The sequence below is a fragment of the Ornithinimicrobium pratense genome (genome assembly GCF_008843165.1).
Lineage (GTDB): Bacteria > Actinomycetota > Actinomycetes > Actinomycetales > Dermatophilaceae > Ornithinicoccus > Ornithinicoccus pratensis.
Genome location: NZ_CP044427.1, coordinates 3236483 through 3254162, shown reverse-complemented (window position 1 = coordinate 3254162; position 17680 = coordinate 3236483). Strand labels below are relative to the sequence as shown.

The window sequence follows — 17680 nt, the reverse complement described above, 5'->3', positions numbered from 1 at the left end:
GCCTGGGCGATCCCGTCGGTGGAGCCGCCCCTGGGTCGGCATACCGCTATCGGCTCGCCCGTGGGGGTCGGGCGCCGCCCGCCCTGCGGCGCACCTCGCCGCGGGCGGCTCAGCGACTCGGGGCGACACTAGATGTATGCGTGCTTTCGTGGCCCTCCTGCCCCCGCCCGAGGTGATCGACCAGCTGACCAGCTTCCTGGAGCCGCGCCGCGACGCACTCGCGGCCCTCGACACCCATCCGCGGTGGCGCTGGACGCGCCCGGAGCACCTGCACCTCACCCTGGCCTTCCTGCCCGAGCTGGACGAGTGGCGAGAGGAGGAGCTGGAGGAGGAGGGTATGCGGTGGGCCGCTCGCGTGGCCCCGCTGACCCTGCGCCTGGCGGGGGCAGGCGCCTTCCCGGACCCGGGCGCGGCCAGGGTGCTGTGGGCGGCTGTGCGCGAGGAGCCAGAGGTCGAGGAGCCCCGCCTCGGCAGCTGGGCGTCCGCGACGCGCGCCCTGGCCAGCAGGGTCGGCGCCCGCGTGGACGGGACGCGGTTCAGCCCACACGTGACCGTCGCCCGGGCAGCCGGTCGGCCGGGCCTCGCCGGGCACCTGCTGCAGTCGCTGGACACGCTGCATACCGACCCCTGGATCGCTGAGGAGGTGTGTCTCATCCGGTCGTACCTGGGTCAGGGCCCCCGTGGCACCCCTCGTTATGAGGTGCTGCAGACGTGGCCGGTCGGGGACTGACCGCGCAAGCGCCCGGTCAGGGGGTTGGAGCTTCGGTCACCTCGGACTCGTCGATCTCCGGCAGGCGCAGCGGAGGGAGCGTGGTGACCACGGCGTCATCCGGCGGCGTGACCACGAGCGTCGTCGACTCCGGCTCGTCGTCGCCGCTGCTGTCCTCGGCGAACAGCGCCATGTCCTCGATCGGGCCCACCGTCACCCCGAGCTCAGCCGAGCAGACCCGACCCGCCTGCGGAGGCGAGGCCTCGATGGTCTGGCCGTTGACCATGCTGACGTCGTCGAACTGGGGCCGCCCGGAGACCAGGTTGCGGTAGCTGTAGCGCGTCAGCGTCCCGACCGAGCAGTCCTCGCCGAAGGTGAGGATGTCGAAGCCTTGGGGCCCGCCCTGGAGCTCGCCGGCGGTGTCCGGGTCCTCCTCGGCCGCCTCCCGGGCCTGCTCGGTCAGCGGCGGCAGCCGGAACTGGTTGACCAGCCCGCCGCCGGTGAACGAGCCCACCTGGATGTTCCTCCCGCCCAGGCCGGCCACGTGCATGTGTCCGCTGATCGTCACCGCCCTGGGTTGCACCCGGTTGGCGGCGTACGGCTGATGGGTGACGATGATGTCTGTCGGCGGCAGGCCGTCCACCCGGTCCCGGTAGGCGGCGGCGAGGTCGGCCTGGTCGGTGGCGAAGTCCTCGTGGCGCTGGTTGAAGTAGCGGATGTCGTTGAAACCGCTGACCCGCACCCCGCCCACGGTGACCAGTTGCAGCTCGCCGGCGGTCGGCTCCAGCAGCACGACGTTAGGCACCCGCTCCAGGCGTCGCAGCAGCCGCTCGTCCGTCGCAGAGACCGCGTCATGGTTGCCCCGCACGAACAGGTAGGGCACGCCCAGGCTCTCGATGCCTTCGTAGATCCTGGTGAGGTTGCCCTCCTCGGGCGTGCCGAAGTTGACCAGGTCACCGGCGTCGATGACGGCGTCGATCTGCTGCGTCTGCACGATCTCCCGCATCAGCGGGTAGTGGTTCATCCCGTGCTTGTCGCTGACCAGCAGGAAACGGACAGCAGGCTCGCTGACGGAGGAAGGGCTGAACTCCTGCCGCATCGCCGAGGACAGCGCCAGCAGGTTGGTGACATACACGGCACCCTGGTCGGCCTTGCGGTCCAACCCCGCCAGGATGTCGGTGTTGCCCTCCACCAGGGAGAGCAGGCTGGTGGTGCGGAACTCCTGCACGTTGTCGGTGCGGTAGGTCAGGTAGGCCGTTGCACCGGGCACGAGCAGCGCCAACGCGGTCGCCACCGCGGAGGACACCAGGGCCCGGGCCAGGCGGACCGGGCGGGAGACGGCATAGGTGAACAGCACCAGGGCGGTGGTGACCAGCGCGCCGACCGCGAACTTCCAGGCGACCTCCCGCACGGCGGTGTCGATCGCGGCGCGCAGCTCCTGCTGGCTGGGCTCCAGGTCGGCGGTGCGCAGCTGCCCCTGCCGCAGCAGCTCGGTGACGCTCTCCCGGATCTGCACCTGCCCCACGAGGCCGGGGGCGGGCAGCGAGCCGTCGAAGGTGACCTCCATGTTCCCCAGCGCGGTGGGCAGCAGGACGGTGGAGTCCAGGCGCGGCTGGACGGAGATCTGGGCGCTGAAGTAGTCGGTCTGCGTGTGCACCGGGAAGAAGTGCGTCGCGGTGACTCCGCCCAGGAAAGCGACCACGGTGAGGAGGGCCACGACGACGCCGCGTCGCAGCCCGGTGACGACGCTGGCAGGGATGCGCTCACGGGTGCTCATCGCAACGTCAGACTAACCCCTGCGGCTGACGGGCCGGCAGCGAGTCTCGCGCTAGCCTCCCCCTCCTCAGCGCGCAGGCTGGCCCCGCCCCGCCCTCCCCGACCGCCCCGACCGGCGACACGCTTTGTCTCGACCGGCGACGCGGTTTGTCTCGACCGGCGACACGGTTTGTCCCGACTGGCGACGCGCTTTGTCCCGGCGCCGGGCGTCTGAGCCGCCCGGCCTCTGACCCGTGTGATTGGCTGCACCCATGAACATGTCCACCCTGCGTCGCAAGCTGGGCACAGCGGCGTTGGTCGCCTTTCGGGTGACGCCGGGGCCGCTCAAGCGGGCCGCGGTCCGGACGGTGGCCCCGACCTACCGGGTCGGTGCGGTGTGCGTCATCGACCACGACGAGGAGTTCCTGGTGCTCTGGCAGCCACACCGGCGCGGGTGGAGCCTGCCCGGCGGGTTGCTGGGCCGGGGTGAGTCACCGGCGGACGCGGTCCGCCGCGAGGTGCGCGAGGAGGTCGGGCTCGACATCGAACCGGGCGAGCCGGTGACCGTGCGCTTCGACCCGCAGGAGCGGGGGATCGACGTGGTCTTCCGGGTGCGGCTGGAGCGCCGTCCTGACCTGAGTCTGTCGACCGAGGCCCGCAAGGCGCGGTGGACCACCCGCAAAGAGCTGGGCAAGGCGGACCGGGACACGCGGGGGATCCTCGACGTGCTGCTCTCGGCCGACGAGCAGCCGCGGGAGGGTCGGTTGCTCAGCTCCGGCTGACGTCCAGCAGGATCTTGCCGATGTGACCCGAAGCCTCCATCTCGCGGTGCGCCTCGGCAGCATCCTCCAGCCGGTGCCGCGACTGGATGAGCGGCCGGACCCGGCCGTCCTCCACCATCGGCCAGACGTGCTCGCGCACCTGCGCGACGATCCTCGCCTTGTCCTCCCGCGACCGGCTGCGCAGAGAGGTGGCGATCACCCGGCCGCGCTTGGCGAGGAGGGCGCCAAGGTCGAGTTCCCCTGTGCGCCCACCCAGCAGCCCGATGACGACCAGCCGGCCGTCCTTGGCCAGGGCCTTGACGTTGCGGGGCAGGTACTTCGCGCCGACGACGTCGAGGATCACGTCCGCACCGTGGCCGTCGGTGGCCTGCTTGACGATCTCGACGAAATCGTCCTCGCGGTAGTTCACCAGGATCTGCGCCCCCAGCTCCTGGCAGGCCGCCAGCTTGTCCGCCGACCCGGCCGTGACCGCGATCCTCGTCCCGAGCTCCCGGGCCACCTGGATCGCCATCGTGCCGATGCCGCTCGACCCGCCGTGCAGCAGGACGGTCTCACCCTGCTTCAGGCCGGCTTCCATGACCAGGTTGCTCCAGACCGTGCACGCCACCTCTGGGAGCGCTGCGGCGTCGGCGAGCTCGACCCCGGCCGGGACCGGTAGCAACTGCCCGGCCGGGACGGTGACCGACTCGGCGTAGCCGCCACCGGCGAGCAGGGCACACACCTCGTCACCGACCGACCAGCCGGACGACTCGGTGCCCGGTCCGAGCGCGGTGATCCGGCCGCTGACCTCCAGCCCCGGCAGCTCCGACTCGCCGGGCGGCGCCGGGTAGAAGCCCTTGCGCTGCATGACGTCCGCACGGTTCACCCCGGCAGCGACCACCTCGACCAGGACCTCCCCCTGGCCGGGCTCCGGGGTAGGGACGTCGGCGATGACGAGGGCGTCGGCCTCGCCGGGCTCGGGGATGGTGATGGCACGCATGCCTCCAACCTAACTAACGGCGCCGCCAACAGGACACGCCATATGGCGCGACAGGACACGGCATATGGCCCCACAGGACACGCCGGAGGGTCTCTTGAGGTGTTCTTTCGAGACTTCAGCGTGTTCTGTCGGGGGAAGCGTGGGGTGGGTCAGCTGATGAGGATGCCGGCGATGGTGGCGCTCATCAGGTTGGCCAGGGTGGCGGCGGCAATGGCCCGCAGACCAAGCTCGGCGATCTCACCGCGACGGTGCTTGACCAGGCTGCCCAACCCGCCGAGCAGGATGCCGAGCGAGCCTAGGTTGGCGAAGCCGGTCAGGGCGAAGGTGATGATGGCGGCGGTGCGGGGGCTGAACTCCTCGATGATCGGCGCGAAGTTGCTGAACGCGACGAACTCGTTGACCACGACCTTCTGGCCGACGAAGCTTCCGGCGCCGGTCGCCTCGGACCAGGGCACGCCGATCATCGTCATGATCGGCGCGAAGACGTAGCCGAGGATCTGCTCAAAGGTCAGGTCCGGGTTGCCGAACCAACCGCCGACCGTCCCCAGGATCAGGTTGAGGAGGGCGATGAGCGAGATGAAGGCCAGCAGCATCGCCCCGATCGTCAGCGCCAGCCGCAGCCCGTCTGCGGCGCCTGAGGCAGCCGCGTCGATGACGTTGCGGTGTCCCTCCTCGCTCGACTCGTCGCCCTCGAGGAGGTCGTCGTCGTCGGAGGACGAGGTATGCCCTGCCTCGCCCGCGCCCTGCCCGTTCGCACCCGCCGCGTCCGTCGCGTCCGTCGCGTGGGCCGCCCCCACCTTCGCCCGCGCACCGCGCCCCTCGCGCTTCTTCGCCGCTGCGAAGTCCGGGTCGTCGGAGTCCCGGTCCTCGAGCCGCTCCGGCAGGACGATCTTGGCCATGAGCAGCGCCCCAGGGGCGGCCATGAAGGAGGCCGCGATCAGATACTCCAGCGGCGCACCCAGCAGGGAGTAGCCGACCAGGACCGATCCGGCCACGGTGGACAGGCCGCCGACCATCACGGCGAACAGCCCCGAGCGGGTCAGCCCCTTCAGGTAGGGCCGAATCACCAGGGGTGCCTCGGTCTGGCCGACGAAGACATTGGCCGCGGCGTTGACCGACTCGGCCCGCCGGGTGCCCAGGGCCCACCCCAGGGCACCGCCGAGCTTCTCGACGACAAACTGCAGGATCCCGAGGTGATAGAGCACGGCCGTCAGCGAGCCGAAGAAGATGATGACCGGCAGCACCTGGAAGGCGAAGGTGAACTGGACCCCCTCCCCGCCGAGCACCCCGCCGAAGACGAAGTCGATGCCCTCGCCGGAGGAGTCGATGATCGCCTGCACCCCGCGCGAGACGAGCTCCAGTGCGCGTTGCCCAGCCGGCCAGTAGAGCACGATCACCCCGAAGCCGGCCTGGATCGCCAACGCCGCCAGCACCGTGCGCCAGCGGACCGCCTTGCGGTTCTCCGACAACAACCAGGCCAGACCCAGCAGGCCGACCATGCCACCCAGACCCCACAGCACATACATGCGGTGAGGCTAACGGAGCCCGACGGCCCGCGCTGGTCGTGCAAACCCACTAGGCTCCGATCTGGGCAGGATTCTTCGACCTGGGAGGGGTAGTGATGGAGGCGACGGCGCAGCAGGAGCAGGTCCGGGCGATCGCGGAGCGGTTCGTCCAGATCGCTCCGGACGGCTGGGCCCGCCTGGTGGGCAACTGGGAGGCGACGGTGGTCGACGGCGAGGTGAGCCTCAACTGGATCACCCTGGGAGTGGTCGATCTCGGTGACCGCTGGGGCGCGGGCCAGTTCGGTTTCGACGAGCAGCTCTACGACCTTGTCGCCGAGCTCAACGAGGGTATGGCGCAGGCGGGCGAGCGCTGGACGGTCCTGGACCTCGAGGTGGACCGGGACGGGGCGTTCCGGACGCGGTTCGGCTACGGCCCGCCCACGCGCACCCTGGGCCGCCCCGACGAGGAGTCCCTCGGCCGGTTCGAGAAGTACCTCGACACGTGGGTGGCTGAGCACGGCCCGGTGCCGGGCCGCTGACCGGGCACCCACGAGGAGGACAGCAGATGGCGGGCGGGGACGAGGTCACCATGGTGCCGAACAGCTACCGGTCGGCGATCAGCAGCGCTCGGACGGCGGCGGCACCACCGGCCCAGGAGATGAAAGACGCCCTCGACAAGGCGCACCGAGCCTTCGAGGGCGGGTGCTGGCTCAGCACCACCGCCGACGACTTCGGGGTCGCGCTGGCCGAGCACCGCAGGTCGCTGACCCGCGTCCGGGATGATGCGCTGGCCGAGTTCGACGACTCTCTCGCGCAGCAGCCCGAGCTGGTGGAGTCCACCGACTGGCGGGTCAACTGGCACCGGATGGCGCCACGCTGATGGGCGTCTGCTCCATCCACATACCCGGCTTCACCGAGCTGGTCGCCGGCATCGAGCAGGTGCGCCAGGACCTGGCCGGCGACCGTTCCGCGGTGTCCGGGCGGCTGCAGCACGTGCTGCTGCCCACCGGCTCACTCACGCCGGTCGACACCGTGCTCGGCTGGGCTGACGGGCAGATCATGGGGCTGCACCGGCGGCTGGCGATGGCCCTGCAGATCGAGGCCTCGACACCGGGCCAGCAGCTCTACGCGCAGTTCGACGAGAGTGACCTGTCCACCAAGTCACGCGCTCAGGTGGAGGCGGACGCGCAACGGGTGGCGGACTTCGTGAACCAGGGCGGGGGAGAGATCCCCCAGGAGATCCTGGACCTGTTGCAGGAGGGGCGCAACGACCCGTACTTCGCCCAGGCCCTGGCCGGCAGGGTCGACCTGGAGCAGCTGGCGGGCACCGTGCGCAACGCGGGTCTGCGTCCGGACCTGGCCTACAGCACGGATCCGGTCGCGGAGCAGGAGCGCTGGCAGACGGACTACGAGGACCTTCTCGACGGCCTGGGCCAGACCCTGGGGCTGGCCTCCCGCGGCACCGGGGACGTCGCCCCTCCGCACGGCTGGGACCAGCGCTGGATCGAGGCCATCACCGCCATGGAGAACCCCGGCCAGGCGTCGAACCTCGCGGCGGTCGTCTCGCGCGGCACCTGGTCCACGGACTTCACTGTGGGTCTGGTGCAGGCGATCTATGACCTGGAGACCGGGGACCGGGGCATGAGGGGTATGTGGCAGCAGGACGCCTACCCCATGGGCACCTACCTCGGCGCCACGCTGCCCGACGGCACCCAGGCCTACGACCCGCTCGCGCTGGTCCTGCAGGCCGCTGCCCGCAACCCCGAGGCCGGGATGCGGATCTTTGAGGAGTCCGGCACGACGACGGTGACCGTCGGGGGTGAGGACCACTCCGTCAGCGCCTTCATGGACTACCTGATCTCCCAGCGCCGGTGGCCCGTCGATGACGGGCAGGGCGCCGGGGAGATGATCCTCGCCGCGGCCACCCCCTTTGAGGGCGGTTCGGTCTACTCCGCGCAGGTGGCCGACGACGCCTACTGGACGTCTGAGGCCTTCAAGGAGGAGGTCGCCTCCCGACGGGACGACGCTCCCTGGTGGTCCAGCGCAGGGCACATCGTCCTGGACGTGCTGGGGATGGTGCCCGGGATCGGGGAGCTGGCCGACGGGGTCAACGCGATCTGGTACTTCGCCGAGGGCAACGTCATCGACGGCTCGCTGTCCATGGTGGCGTTGGTCCCGCTGGGCGGTCAGGCAGCGACCGCGGGCAAGTGGGGACGTCGCGTGCTCAACGCCGACGAGGCCGCAGCCGTCCTGCGCAACCTCGACAACGTCCCGCTCAACCAGCTGGACGACTCGGTGCAGCTGTTGGCCCGCGGTGACAACATCGGCCCGGGTGTCTTCCGGTTCGACAGCATGGCTGACTTCAACGCGGCGGCGAACCGGGCGCACCCCAACGTCCGCTACGAGTACAACAACATGTTCTGGCGCACCGACGAAGCGGGCAGGACCGCCGAGGTCGGCGGCCAGCTGAGCCTGAGCCCGGCGGGTCGGGACGCGCGGCTCCAGGGCGACATCGGACGGGGACCCGACGCCCGGGACAGCGACGTCGGCTTCCACCTCATCGCCGACTCTCTTGGCGGCCCGACCAACCGGCTCAACGTGCTGCCCGGCAACGGCCGGCCCATCGACGACGGCCTGGCCAACCTCAACCAGGGTGCCTACTCCAGGATGGAGAATGTGCTGCGCAGTGCCCTGCAGGGCGGTAGCGAGGTCAGTTTTCATCTCAGGACGGTTTACCCGTCGGGATTAACGACGCGGCCCGATAGGTTCGTGGTCGAGGCCTGGATCGACGGCCGCCCGAGACAGTGGGTCTTCGACAACAAGTAGGAGTGCAACCGATGGTCGAGATCGACGACGCCGATGTTGACGAGTACGTCACCGAGATCACTAAGGGTCAGTCGAACTGGATCCGCCTCGTGGTCTGGGTCAGCCGACTTGCCGAGCCAGACGGCAGCCCGGCCGGTTCCTCCACGGCGGCACACCGCATCATCGTGCACGACAGCGCGGGCTTGCGGGCCGAGTACGGCAGCACCATGGATGCGTACGACGCCTTCCGTCGCATGGAGGTGACGCTCAAGGATGTGGACTGGAGCGAGCTGCGCATCGTTGCCGACCGCGATGGTCAGCATGACATCGAGGTGCTCACAGACCAGCCGCTGAGGCCGGAGGAGGATTCAGGCAGCGATCCCTACTGGGACCAGGTGCACGACTACCTGGAACTCAACCGGACCGAGATGGACGCCCTCGTCGAGCGCCTGCGCGCCAGCGGCGACCTGCCAGGCGAGGCCGCCCCCACCGAGCAGCGCCGCGGCGTCCTGGGTTACTTCCGACGGGACGGCTGAGCGCAGTGGACGAAAGCGTCGACCAGATCGTGGCTGAGTTCACGCAGGGCCATCCGAACTGGATCAGGATGGTCGTCTGGGTGGGACGACTGGCCGAGCCCGACAGGAGCCCGGCGGAAGCCAACGTCACCGTGCACCGGGTGCTGTCGTGGGACCGCGACCGTCTGATCGCCGGCCATGGGCGCGGCCACGGGGCGCGACAGGCCTTTCGAGACATCGACGAGGCCACGAAGGACGTGCCCTGGACCGAGCTGCGCATCGAGGTCGACCGGGACGGGCAGCGCCGGGTGGACCTCATCACCGACCGTCCGATGCGCTCGGTGGACAATTCGGCAACAGATCCTCACTGGCGACAGGTGCACGACTACCTGGACCACAACCGGGCGGAGCTGGACGCACTGGTGGAGCGGCTGCAGGCCAGCGGTGACCTGCCGGGCGAGGCGACCCCGCAGGAGCGGAGTCGCGGTGCCCTGGGCTATTTCCGCCGCGACGGCTGATCTCAGTCGCGGTAGCCCAGCCGGACGGACAGCTCGGCAGCGGAGGCGCGGACCAGCTCCACCACGGCGTCGCGGGCTGCGTCGTCGACGTCGTCCACCGGGTAGGTCACGGCCACCGCGGCGACCGGGTGCCCGGTGTGGTCGAGCACGGCCGACCCGACCGAGGCAAGGCCGGGCGTGACCTGCCCGTCCTCCACGGCATACCCCCGCTGCCGGGTGGCGGACAGCTCGCGCCGCAGCTGGGACAGGGAGGTGGGCCCGACCCCGTGCCGCTGCACGAAGGCGTCGGGGGAAGGGAAGAGCGCGCGGACCTGCGCGGCCGGCAGCGCCGCCAGCAGCGCCAGCCCGCTCGCGGTGAGCGAGGCCGGCAGCCGCACCCCGACGTCGGTGACCAGCGAGGGCCGACCGGCCACTCGCTCCTCGACGACGTAGAGCACGTCCCGGCCGTGCAGGACAGCCAGGTGTGCGCTGTGGCCGGCCGCGTCCGCCAGCCAGGTCAGCCGCGGCCGGGCGATTCGCTCCAGGGGCGCCTGCCGGGTGTAGGCGAAACCCAGCTCGAAGGCCGCGACCCCGAGCCCGTAGCGGCGTTCCTCCGGCAGGTGGACGGCATACCCCTGCTCGACCAGGACCGCCAGCAGGTGGTAGGTCGAGGAGCGGGGCAGCCCGAGGTCACGGGCGATCGTCACCGCCGACACCGGCGTGGGACGCCGGGCCAGCAGCGTCAGGATGGCCAGGGCGTGGGCGGCGGCAGGTGCGTTGCTGGCGATGCGGGCCTCAGGCGTGCCAGATCTTGTCGAGGTAGTCGCGCATCGAGCGGTCGGAGGAGAAGAACCCGCAGCGGGCGACGTTGAGGATCGCCATCCTGCTCCACGCGTCCTGGTCGGCGTAGGCCTCGTCCACCCGGTCCTGGGCGGCCAGGTAGGCCTGGAAGTCGGCCAGGGCCATGAACGGGTCGTGGTGCAGCAGGTTGTCGACGACCGCCGCCGCCGAGTGCCGGCTGCCGTTGGTGAAGTGCCCGCTGCCGATGAGGTCGAGCGTGGCCCGCAGCACCGGGTCCTGCTCGTAGTAGCTGCTGGGCACGTAGCCCTCCTTGCGCAGCGCCTCGACCTCCGGCTCGGAGAGCCCGAAGAGGAAGAAGTTGTCATCGCCGACCAGCTGGCGGATCTCCACGTTGGCGCCGTCGTCGGTGCCGATCGTCAGTGCCCCGTTGAGCGCGAACTTCATGTTGCCGGTGCCCGAGGCTTCCTTGCCGGCCAGCGAGATCTGCTCGGACAGGTCGGCGGCGGGGATAATCTTCTCGGCCAGGTTCACGTTGTAGTTGGCCGGGAACAGCACCTTGAGCCGGCCCTGCATGATCGGGTCCTCGTTGACGACCGCGGCCACGTGGTTGATCAGCGCGATGGTCTCCTTGGCCAGGTGGTAACCCGGGGCGGCCTTCGCGCCGAAGAGCACGGTGCGCGGGGTGACCCGCTCGATCGGCAGGCGGCCGGAGCGCACGCCCTCGTAGAGCGAGACCACGTGCAGCAGCTTCAGCGACTGCCGCTTGTACTCGTGCAGCCGCTTGACCATGACGTCGATCAGGTGGTCCTGCTCCAGCACCAGGCCGTCGCGGCCCTCCAGCACCAGCGCCAGACGGTTCTTGTTGGCGGCCTTGACCTGGCGGAACTGCTCGCGGAAGGCGGCGTCGTCGGCCAGCGGCTCCAGGCCGCGCAGCAGGTCGAGGTCGGTCACCCACTCCTCGGTGCCCAGCGCCTCGGTGACCAGGCCGGACAGGCGGCGGTTGGCCAGCCGGACGAAGCGCCGCGGGGTGATGCCGTTGGTGACGTTGGTGAACTTCTCCGGCCACAGCTCGGCGAAGTCGGGCAGGACGTTGTCCCGCAGCAGCTGGGAGTGCAAGGCGGCGACGCCGTTGACCTTGACCGCGGCCACGGTCGCCAGGAAGGCCATCCGCACCGAGCGCTGGGGGTGCTCAGCGATGATCGACATGCGGCGCACCCGCCACTCGTCGCCGGGGAAGGCCTCGCGCACCTGCGCCAGGAAATCGTCGTTGATCCGGTAGATGATCTCCAGGTGCCGCGGCAGCAGCCGGCCCAGCAGCTCTACCGGCCACACCTCAAGCGCCTCCGGCAGCAGGGTGTGGCAGGTGTAGGCGAAGCACTGCTGGGTGATCGCCCACGCCTCGTCCCAGTCGAAGCCCTTCTCATCGACGAGGAGCCGCATCAGCTCGGGCACCGCGATGACCGGGTGGGTGTCGTTGAGCTGGAAGATGATCCGCTTGGGCAGGTTCTGCAGGTCGAAGTCGCCCGGCAGGGTGTTCTCGATGAAGTCGTGCAGGGAGCAGGCCACGAAGAAGTACTGCTGCTGCAGGCGCAGCTCCTTGCCCTGCGGGGTGGAGTCGTCGGGGTAGAGGACCTTGGAGATGTTCTCGGCGACGGTCTGCGCCTGGGTGGCCCGGGCGTAGTCACCGGAGTTGAAGACCTGCAGGTCGAAACCCTCGTGGGCCTCGGCGCTCCAGAGTCGCAGGGTGTTGACGACGCCGTTGCGGTAGCCGGGGACCATGTAGTGGTAGGGCACACCCCGGACCTGCCGCTCGGGGGTCCAGCGACAGCGGTTCCGTCCCTCCTCGTCGGCAGACTCCTCGGTCTGTCCGCCGAAGCCGACGGTGACCGCCCGCTCGGGGTGCGGGAACTCCCACGGGGAGCCGAGCCGCAGCCACGGGTCGGGCTGCTCGACCTGGCGGCCGTCCTCGAAGGACTGCCGGAAGATGCCGTACTCGTAGCGGATGCCGTAGCCGATGGTGGGCACGTCCATGGTGGCCAGGGAGTCGACGAAGCACGCCGCCAGCCGGCCCAGGCCGCCGTTGCCGAGGCCGGGCTCGATCTCCTGCGCCCGCAGCTCGGCGATGTCGATGCCGCACTCGTGCATCGCCTGCTCGGCGATCGAGATGAGGTTGGTGGACAGCAGCGCGTTGCCCAGCTGGCGACCCAGCAGGTACTCGGCCGAGAGGTAGGCGACCATCTTGGTCGGGTTCTTGCGGCGCCGGTGGCCGGTCTCCAGCCAGGCGGCCATCAGATAGGAGCGCACGGTGCGCGCCAGCGCGAGGTACTGGTCGTTGATCGTCGACTGCGAGAGCTTGACGCCCTGCCCGTAGTTGAGCTCGGAGAGGAACTCCTGCACGAAGCCGTCGACGGTCACCGGTGGCGACTTCACCGGCCCGGTCGCCAGCTCGTGGCTGGCGGGGAAGGCGGAGCCCCGGCGGTTGGGGTCGGCGGCGGGCCGCTCGTCGGAGAACGGGCGGATGGTCTCAAAGGTGTCGGTCACAGGAGGGCCTCGCTGGGGCGTACGACGGGTGGGGCAATCATGAGCATAGGCACCGTTGCCCACCCTCAAGGGTACGCCGCGTCAAGAGCCGTGTCGGCCAGCGACCCGGTCGGTCGGGACCGGCTGGTCGGGCCAGCCCGGAGCCGCCGCTCAGGCCAGCGCGGTGCCGCCGCTCAGGCCAGCCCGTTGCGCCGGGCGGCGCGCCGAGCCTCGGCCGGCACCAGCACCTCGAACTGCTCCAGGACCACCATCGTGTCCTCATCGACAGGCTCGCCGGTGGTCGAGCTGCGGTGGAAGAACTCCTGGTGGACGCGCCGCCAGTGCGCCAGGGAGCCGTCGCCCTCGCCCTCACGCCGTGCGTGCTCGGCGCTCACGTCGCCGAAGCGCACGATCTGCACGTCCGTGATCCGGATCAACGCCCGAGGCCGCCCCGAGCCGTCGAGCAGGATGGACAGCAGCCCCGGCTCCGGCAGCGCCAGGTCAAGGTCGGTGTCGACCAAGAGGTCGCCCTCCGCGGGGCCGTGCAGGGCGTCCTGCTCCCGGGCCAGCTCGCGCGCCTCGTCCTCGTAGTCGCGCAGCGCGCTCGCGGTCGCGGTCTTCTTGCCGGTGAGCACCAGGTCCAGCAGCCGGTCGGCCTGGTGCGGGTCGTCCCCGAAGGACCAGGCCGGGGGCGGGACCGTGTCGTTGACGCCCGGGCCGGTGTAGGCCTCGATCGGGTTGAGCCGGGCCCGGATGCGCGCATCGGACCAGAAGGCGGCGATGGCGCCGGCCTGCGCCTCATCCTGGCTGGGGCTGGTCCCGTGAGTGTCGGAGGTTCGGTCGGCTGCAGGCACGAGCCCAGCGTAGGCGCTCGCGGGTGAGGGGCCGACGCCCGACGGTGTGCCCAGCCTAGACAACTGTGTCTGAGATCTGAGACGACCACGGTGGGGTGGGGGGTGCTTCTGCACGTGTCCGTGGGGTGGAATGTGGCCATGAGCCGTCTTCCGCTGCCAGGCATGCCCACCGAGGTCGTTGTCGACGTCGGCCCGCTGAGCCCGCTCGAGGTGGTCGCGGTGGCCCGGCACGGTGCGCGGGTGCGCCTGTCCGTGGCCGCGGTGGAGGCGATCGGGCAGACCCGCAAGATCATCGAGGACCTCGCCGACGACGCCGAGGCGCACTATGGGATCTCGACCGGGTTCGGGGCCCTGGCCACGACCAGCATCCCGCTGGAGAAGCGCGCCCAGCTGCAGCGCAGCCTGATCCGCAGCCACGCTGCCGGTTCCGGCCCGGAGGTCGAGCGCGAGGTGGTCAGGGCGCTGATGCTGCTGCGCCTGTCGACCCTGGCGACCGGGCGGACCGGGGTCCGGGTGGAGACAGCGCAGGTCTACGCCGACCTCCTCAACGCCGGGATCACGCCGGTCGTCCGCGAGCACGGCTCGCTCGGCTGCTCCGGCGACCTGGCACCGCTGGCCCACTGCGCGCTCGCGGTGATGGGGGAGGGGACCGTGCGTCTCGGCCCCCCCGCCGGGGCCGACGACTGGGCCGAGCAGGAGCCGGGACTGCTGCCGGCCGCTGAGGCGCTGGCCCGCGCCGGCATCCCCCCAGTCGAACTGGCCGAGAAGGAGGGTCTGGCGCTGATCAACGGCACCGACGGGATGCTCGGGATGCTGCTGCTCGCGCTGCACGACCTGGACACGCTGCTGACCACGGCCGATGTCGCGGCCGCGATGAGCGTGGAGGGCCAGCTGGGCACCGACGACGTCTTCGCCGCCGACCTGCAGGAGCTGCGGCCCCACCCTGGTCAAGGCGCCAGCGCGGCCAACGTGCGCGCGGTCATGGCCCACAGCCCGATCCGCGACAGCCATCGCGACCCGACCGCCTGCACCCGGGTCCAGGACGCCTACTCCCTGCGCTGCTCCCCGCAGGTGCACGGCTCAGCCCGGGACACCTGCGAGCATGCCCGCCTCGTCGCCAGCCGCGAGCTGGCCTCCGCCATCGACAACCCGGTGGTCACCCTCGATGGCCGGGTCGAGTCCAACGGGAACTTTCACGGCGCGCCCGTCGCGCACGTCCTGGACTTCCTCGCGGTCGTCGTCGCGGATGTCGCCAGCATCTCCGAGCGCCGCACCGACCGGTTCCTCGACGTCGCCCGCAACCACGGTCTGCCGCCCTTCCTCGCCGACGACCCCGGCACGGACAGCGGGTTGATGATTGCCCAGTACACCCAGGCCGCCATCGTCTCCGAGCTCAAGCGCCTGGCCAACCCCGCCAGCGTGGACTCCATCCCGTCCTCCGCCATGCAGGAGGACCACGTGAGTATGGGGTGGGGCGCCGCCCGCAAGCTGCGCCGCGCGGTCGACGGGCTGGCCCGGGTGCTGGCCGTCGAGGTCCTCACCGCAGCCCGCGCGCTCGACCTGCGTGCCCCGCTGACCCCGGCACCTGCGAGCGGCGCCGTGGTCGCGCTGCTGCGCGAGTCGGGGATCGAGGGCCCGGGCCCGGACCGTCACCTCTCGCCCGAGATCGAGACGGCCGTGGACCTTGTCCTCGACGGCCGGGTGCGCGCCGCCGCGGAGACCACCGCCGGCCCGCTCCACTGACAGAAACACGCCGCAGGCCCGAGAGAGCGCGCCGCAAGGCCCGACCGAACACGTCGCAAGGCACGAGAGGACACGTCGTCACGTGTTCTGTCGGCCCTATCGCGTGTCCTGTCGGGTCCTTTCGCGTGTCCTGTCAGGTTGGGAAGACCTGGGACGGAGAGGTCAGGGCCTCCAGATCAGCCCGGGGTCTCGCTCCTCGTCCCCTCGCGGCGGTAGCCCGGCCACGGCGAGGGCCTCGAGCGCGCGCGTGACGACGGCCTGGGGCGTGTGCCGGACATCGATCTGCAGGCCGAGCTCGTCCTCCTCGAGCATCTCCAGGGTCTCGAACTGAGACTTCAGCAAGGACGGCGGCATGAAGTGGCCGCGTCGCTGCGACATGCGCTCGTCCAGGACGTCGTAGTCGGTGTGGAGGTGCACGAAGAAGAGCTCCTGGACCCCTAGCCGCAGCCAGTCGCGGTAGAGCCGGCGCAGGCTGGAGCAGGCGATCACCCCGGTCTTGCCCTCGGCGTCCATCCGGGTGATCTTGCGCGCGAGCGACTGCAGCCAGGGCCGGCGGTCGTCGTCGTCCAGGGGCATCCCGGCGGCCATCTTGTCGATGTTTGCCTGGGGGTGGAAGGAGTCACCTTCGACGAGCGTCCCGGCCAGCCGCGCGGCGATCGCGTCGGCGACCGTCGACTTGCCGGTGCCCGAGACACCCATGACGACGACGTGACGTGGCGTGGCCGTGCGTGGCGTGCTCGTCACAGCACCAACCAGAGGACCGCGGACAATCCGAAGATCGCCAGTCCGAGGGTCGTCTCCATGACGGTCCAGGTCTTCAGCGTGGTCTTGACATCCATCCCGAAGAACCGCCCAACCAGCCAGAAACCGGAGTCGTTGACGTGCGAGAGGACGGTGGACCCGGCGGCGATCGCGAAGACCAGCAGGGCGATCTGCGCGTCGCCCAGTCCTTCGGCGATGACCGAGGACGAGATCAAACCGGCCGTCGTGGTGATCGCCACCGTGGCCGAGCCCTGGGCCACCCGCAGCGCGGTAGCGATGAGGAAAGCCTGCACGATCAGCGGCAGACCCAGGTCACCCAGTGACTCGGTGAGGGCCTGCCCGATGCCGCTGGCCCGCAGCACCCCGCCGAACATGCCGCCGGCGCCGGTGATGAGGATGATGGCGGCGATCGAGCCGAGGGCGTCGTCGAACAGGCTGCCCGCCTTGGACATGCTGAAGCGGCCGGGGGCCAGCAGGATCAGCGCCACGATGACGGTGATGAGCAGCGCCACGGAGGTCTGGCCGATGAGCATCAAGAAGTCGGCCCACACGGCGTCCTGCGGGATCACGCCGTCCGTCCGCAGGGTGTTGACGCCGGTGTTGAGGGCGATGAGCAGGAAAGGCAGCAGCAGGATCAGCAGGACCGTCCCGAACGGCGGCGCCTCCTTGCGGACCCCGCGGCGCTCCGCCTCGTCGTCGGCGTCCGGGTCCACGCCGCCGTTCTGCTTGCCGAAGAGCAGGTCCGGCACGGAGACGTGGAAGCGGTTGCCCAGCCATTGGGACACGAGGTGGGCGCCGAGGAACCACCCGATGATCGCGACCGGGACGCCCATCAGGAGCGTCAGACCGATGTCACCCTCCATAAGGTCGGCCGCCGCGACCGGCCCGGGGTGGGGCGGCACGATGGCGTGCATCGCCGCGAACGCACCGGCGGTGGGCAGGCCGTACTTGAGGACGGAGCCGCCGAAGCGCCGAGCGACGGTGAAGATGATCGGCAGGAAGACGACCAGACCGGCGTCGAAGAAGATGGGGAAGCCGAAGATCAGGGCCGCCACGCCCAGGGCGAGCGGAGCCCGCTTCTCCCCGAACCGGCCGATCAGGGTGTCGGCGAGCACCTGTGCTCCACCGGTGTGCTCCAACAGTCGGCCGAGCATCACGCCGAAGGCGACGAGCAGCGCCACCGACCCCAGGGTGGTGCTGAAGCCGCTCATCAGGGCCGTAGGCACGTCGGCCAGGGGGATCCCGGCCGCGACGGCGGTCAGCACGCTGACGAGGACCAGCGCGATGAAGGCGTGCAGCTTGATCTTCATGATGAGGAAGAGCAGCAGAGCCACCGCTGCGGCCGCGATCAGCAGCAGCACCCCGGCTCCATAGGCTGGTTCGATCGCTTCCATGCTCGCTCCTTTGCGTGAGGGGATCGCCCGACCAGGTCCGCGGTGCGACCATGCGTCAC

16 protein-coding genes are annotated in these 17680 nt (G+C 70.5%); 8 read left to right on the top strand and 8 right to left on the bottom strand.

Translation table 11 applies throughout. From position 1 onward, the window contains the following. Positions 1-136 precede the first annotated feature (136 nt). Positions 137-730: an RNA 2',3'-cyclic phosphodiesterase gene (thpR, locus tag FY030_RS14980; RefSeq protein WP_158062323.1), complete on the top strand. Its 594-nt coding sequence runs from the start codon at positions 137-139 to the stop codon at positions 728-730. Between the two features lie 16 nt (positions 731-746). Here thpR and FY030_RS14975 read toward each other — a convergent pair whose 3' ends face one another. Beyond that, positions 747-2486, bottom strand: a complete 1740-nt coding sequence (locus tag FY030_RS14975) for a metallophosphoesterase family protein (RefSeq protein ID WP_158062322.1) — start codon at positions 2484-2486, stop codon at positions 747-749. A gap of 250 nt (positions 2487-2736) precedes the next feature. On the opposite strand from FY030_RS14975, the gene FY030_RS14970 reads away from it, so the two are divergent. Continuing rightward, the gene (locus FY030_RS14970; protein WP_202879713.1) at positions 2737-3246 is read left to right on the top strand and encodes an NUDIX hydrolase; all 510 of its coding nucleotides are present in this window, start codon (positions 2737-2739) and stop codon (positions 3244-3246) included. On the opposite strand, the gene FY030_RS14965 is transcribed toward FY030_RS14970, so the two are convergent. Beyond that, on the bottom strand, positions 3233-4225 hold the full coding sequence (locus tag FY030_RS14965) for an NAD(P)H-quinone oxidoreductase (protein WP_158062321.1): 993 nt from the start codon (positions 4223-4225) through the stop codon (positions 3233-3235). The genes FY030_RS14970 and FY030_RS14965 overlap by 14 nt on opposite strands. A gap of 149 nt (positions 4226-4374) precedes the next feature. Then, the gene (locus tag FY030_RS14960; RefSeq protein ID WP_158062320.1) at positions 4375-5751 is read right to left on the bottom strand and encodes a NupC/NupG family nucleoside CNT transporter; all 1377 of its coding nucleotides are present in this window, start codon (positions 5749-5751) and stop codon (positions 4375-4377) included. 95 nt (positions 5752-5846) lie between these two features. Here FY030_RS14960 and FY030_RS14955 point away from each other — a divergent pair, with 95 nt between their 5' ends. The 5 genes from FY030_RS14955 to FY030_RS14935 are packed head-to-tail and all read left to right on the top strand — an operon-like array spanning position 5847 to position 9568. Further along, positions 5847-6269 (top strand): hypothetical protein, encoded by a 423-nt coding sequence (locus tag FY030_RS14955; RefSeq protein WP_158062319.1) that lies wholly within the window; start codon positions 5847-5849, stop codon positions 6267-6269. 26 nt (positions 6270-6295) lie between these two features. Further along, complete coding sequence (locus FY030_RS14950) at positions 6296-6610, top strand: hypothetical protein (protein ID WP_158062318.1); 315 nt, start codon at positions 6296-6298, stop codon at positions 6608-6610. Then, positions 6610-8556, top strand: coding sequence for a DNA/RNA non-specific endonuclease (locus FY030_RS14945; RefSeq protein WP_158062317.1), 1947 nt, complete (start codon positions 6610-6612; stop codon positions 8554-8556). The genes FY030_RS14950 and FY030_RS14945 overlap by 1 nt, the downstream gene beginning before the upstream one ends. An 11-nt stretch (positions 8557-8567) precedes the next feature. Continuing rightward, positions 8568-9071 carry a hypothetical protein gene (locus FY030_RS14940; protein WP_158062316.1) on the top strand — a complete coding sequence of 168 codons (504 nt, stop codon included), beginning with the start codon at positions 8568-8570 and terminating at the stop codon, positions 9069-9071. Positions 9072-9076: 5 nt separating this feature from the next. Beyond that, positions 9077-9568 carry a hypothetical protein gene (locus FY030_RS14935; RefSeq protein ID WP_158062315.1) on the top strand — a complete coding sequence of 164 codons (492 nt, stop codon included), beginning with the start codon at positions 9077-9079 and terminating at the stop codon, positions 9566-9568. 2 nt (positions 9569-9570) lie between these two features. Here FY030_RS14935 and FY030_RS14930 read toward each other — a convergent pair whose 3' ends face one another. From FY030_RS14930 to FY030_RS14920, 3 genes are all read right to left on the bottom strand, one after another. After that, positions 9571-10335, bottom strand: a complete 765-nt coding sequence (locus FY030_RS14930; RefSeq protein WP_158062872.1) for an IclR family transcriptional regulator — start codon at positions 10333-10335, stop codon at positions 9571-9573. 7 nt (positions 10336-10342) lie between these two features. Further along, positions 10343-12793, bottom strand: a complete 2451-nt coding sequence (locus FY030_RS14925) for a glycogen/starch/alpha-glucan phosphorylase (protein ID WP_420371890.1) — start codon at positions 12791-12793, stop codon at positions 10343-10345. Positions 12794-13062: 269 nt separating this feature from the next. Beyond that, entirely contained in the window at positions 13063-13722 is a 660-nt protein-coding gene (locus FY030_RS14920; RefSeq protein ID WP_158062314.1) for an ASCH domain-containing protein, read from the bottom strand. A 138-nt stretch (positions 13723-13860) separates the two neighbouring features. Here FY030_RS14920 and hutH point away from each other — a divergent pair, with 138 nt between their 5' ends. Then, positions 13861-15465: a histidine ammonia-lyase gene (hutH, locus tag FY030_RS14915; protein ID WP_158062313.1), complete on the top strand. Its 1605-nt coding sequence runs from the start codon at positions 13861-13863 to the stop codon at positions 15463-15465. A 162-nt stretch (positions 15466-15627) separates the two neighbouring features. Here the strand turns inward: hutH and FY030_RS14910 are convergent, their stop codons facing one another. Together FY030_RS14910 and FY030_RS14905 are read right to left on the bottom strand one after the other, a co-directional pair. Beyond that, the gene (locus FY030_RS14910) at positions 15628-16209 is read right to left on the bottom strand and encodes a gluconokinase (protein ID WP_238348455.1); all 582 of its coding nucleotides are present in this window, start codon (positions 16207-16209) and stop codon (positions 15628-15630) included. Next, entirely contained in the window at positions 16206-17621 is a 1416-nt protein-coding gene (locus FY030_RS14905) for a GntP family permease (RefSeq protein WP_158062312.1), read from the bottom strand. Before FY030_RS14905 ends, FY030_RS14910 begins: the two co-directional genes overlap by 4 nt. Between the last annotated feature and the right edge of the window lie 59 nt (positions 17622-17680).

What these genes read in the sequence shown, in the direction of transcription:
- thpR (WP_158062323.1), top strand. Translation starts at nt 137, where the DNA reads ATGCGTGCTTTCGTGGCCCTCCTGCCCCCGCCCGAGGTGATCGACCAG.
- FY030_RS14975 (WP_158062322.1), bottom strand. Translation starts at nt 2,486, where the DNA reads ATGAGCACCCGTGAGCGCATCCCTGCCAGCGTCGTCACCGGGCTGCGA.
- FY030_RS14970 (WP_202879713.1), top strand. Translation starts at nt 2,737, where the DNA reads ATGAACATGTCCACCCTGCGTCGCAAGCTGGGCACAGCGGCGTTGGTC.
- FY030_RS14965 (WP_158062321.1), bottom strand. Translation starts at nt 4,225, where the DNA reads ATGCGTGCCATCACCATCCCCGAGCCCGGCGAGGCCGACGCCCTCGTC.
- FY030_RS14960 (WP_158062320.1), bottom strand. Translation starts at nt 5,751, where the DNA reads ATGTATGTGCTGTGGGGTCTGGGTGGCATGGTCGGCCTGCTGGGTCTG.
- FY030_RS14955 (WP_158062319.1), top strand. Translation starts at nt 5,847, where the DNA reads ATGGAGGCGACGGCGCAGCAGGAGCAGGTCCGGGCGATCGCGGAGCGG.
- FY030_RS14950 (WP_158062318.1), top strand. Translation starts at nt 6,296, where the DNA reads ATGGCGGGCGGGGACGAGGTCACCATGGTGCCGAACAGCTACCGGTCG.
- FY030_RS14945 (WP_158062317.1), top strand. Translation starts at nt 6,610, where the DNA reads ATGGGCGTCTGCTCCATCCACATACCCGGCTTCACCGAGCTGGTCGCC.
- FY030_RS14940 (WP_158062316.1), top strand. Translation starts at nt 8,568, where the DNA reads ATGGTCGAGATCGACGACGCCGATGTTGACGAGTACGTCACCGAGATC.
- hutH (WP_158062313.1), top strand. Translation starts at nt 13,861, where the DNA reads ATGAGCCGTCTTCCGCTGCCAGGCATGCCCACCGAGGTCGTTGTCGAC.
- FY030_RS14905 (WP_158062312.1), bottom strand. Translation starts at nt 17,621, where the DNA reads ATGGAAGCGATCGAACCAGCCTATGGAGCCGGGGTGCTGCTGCTGATC.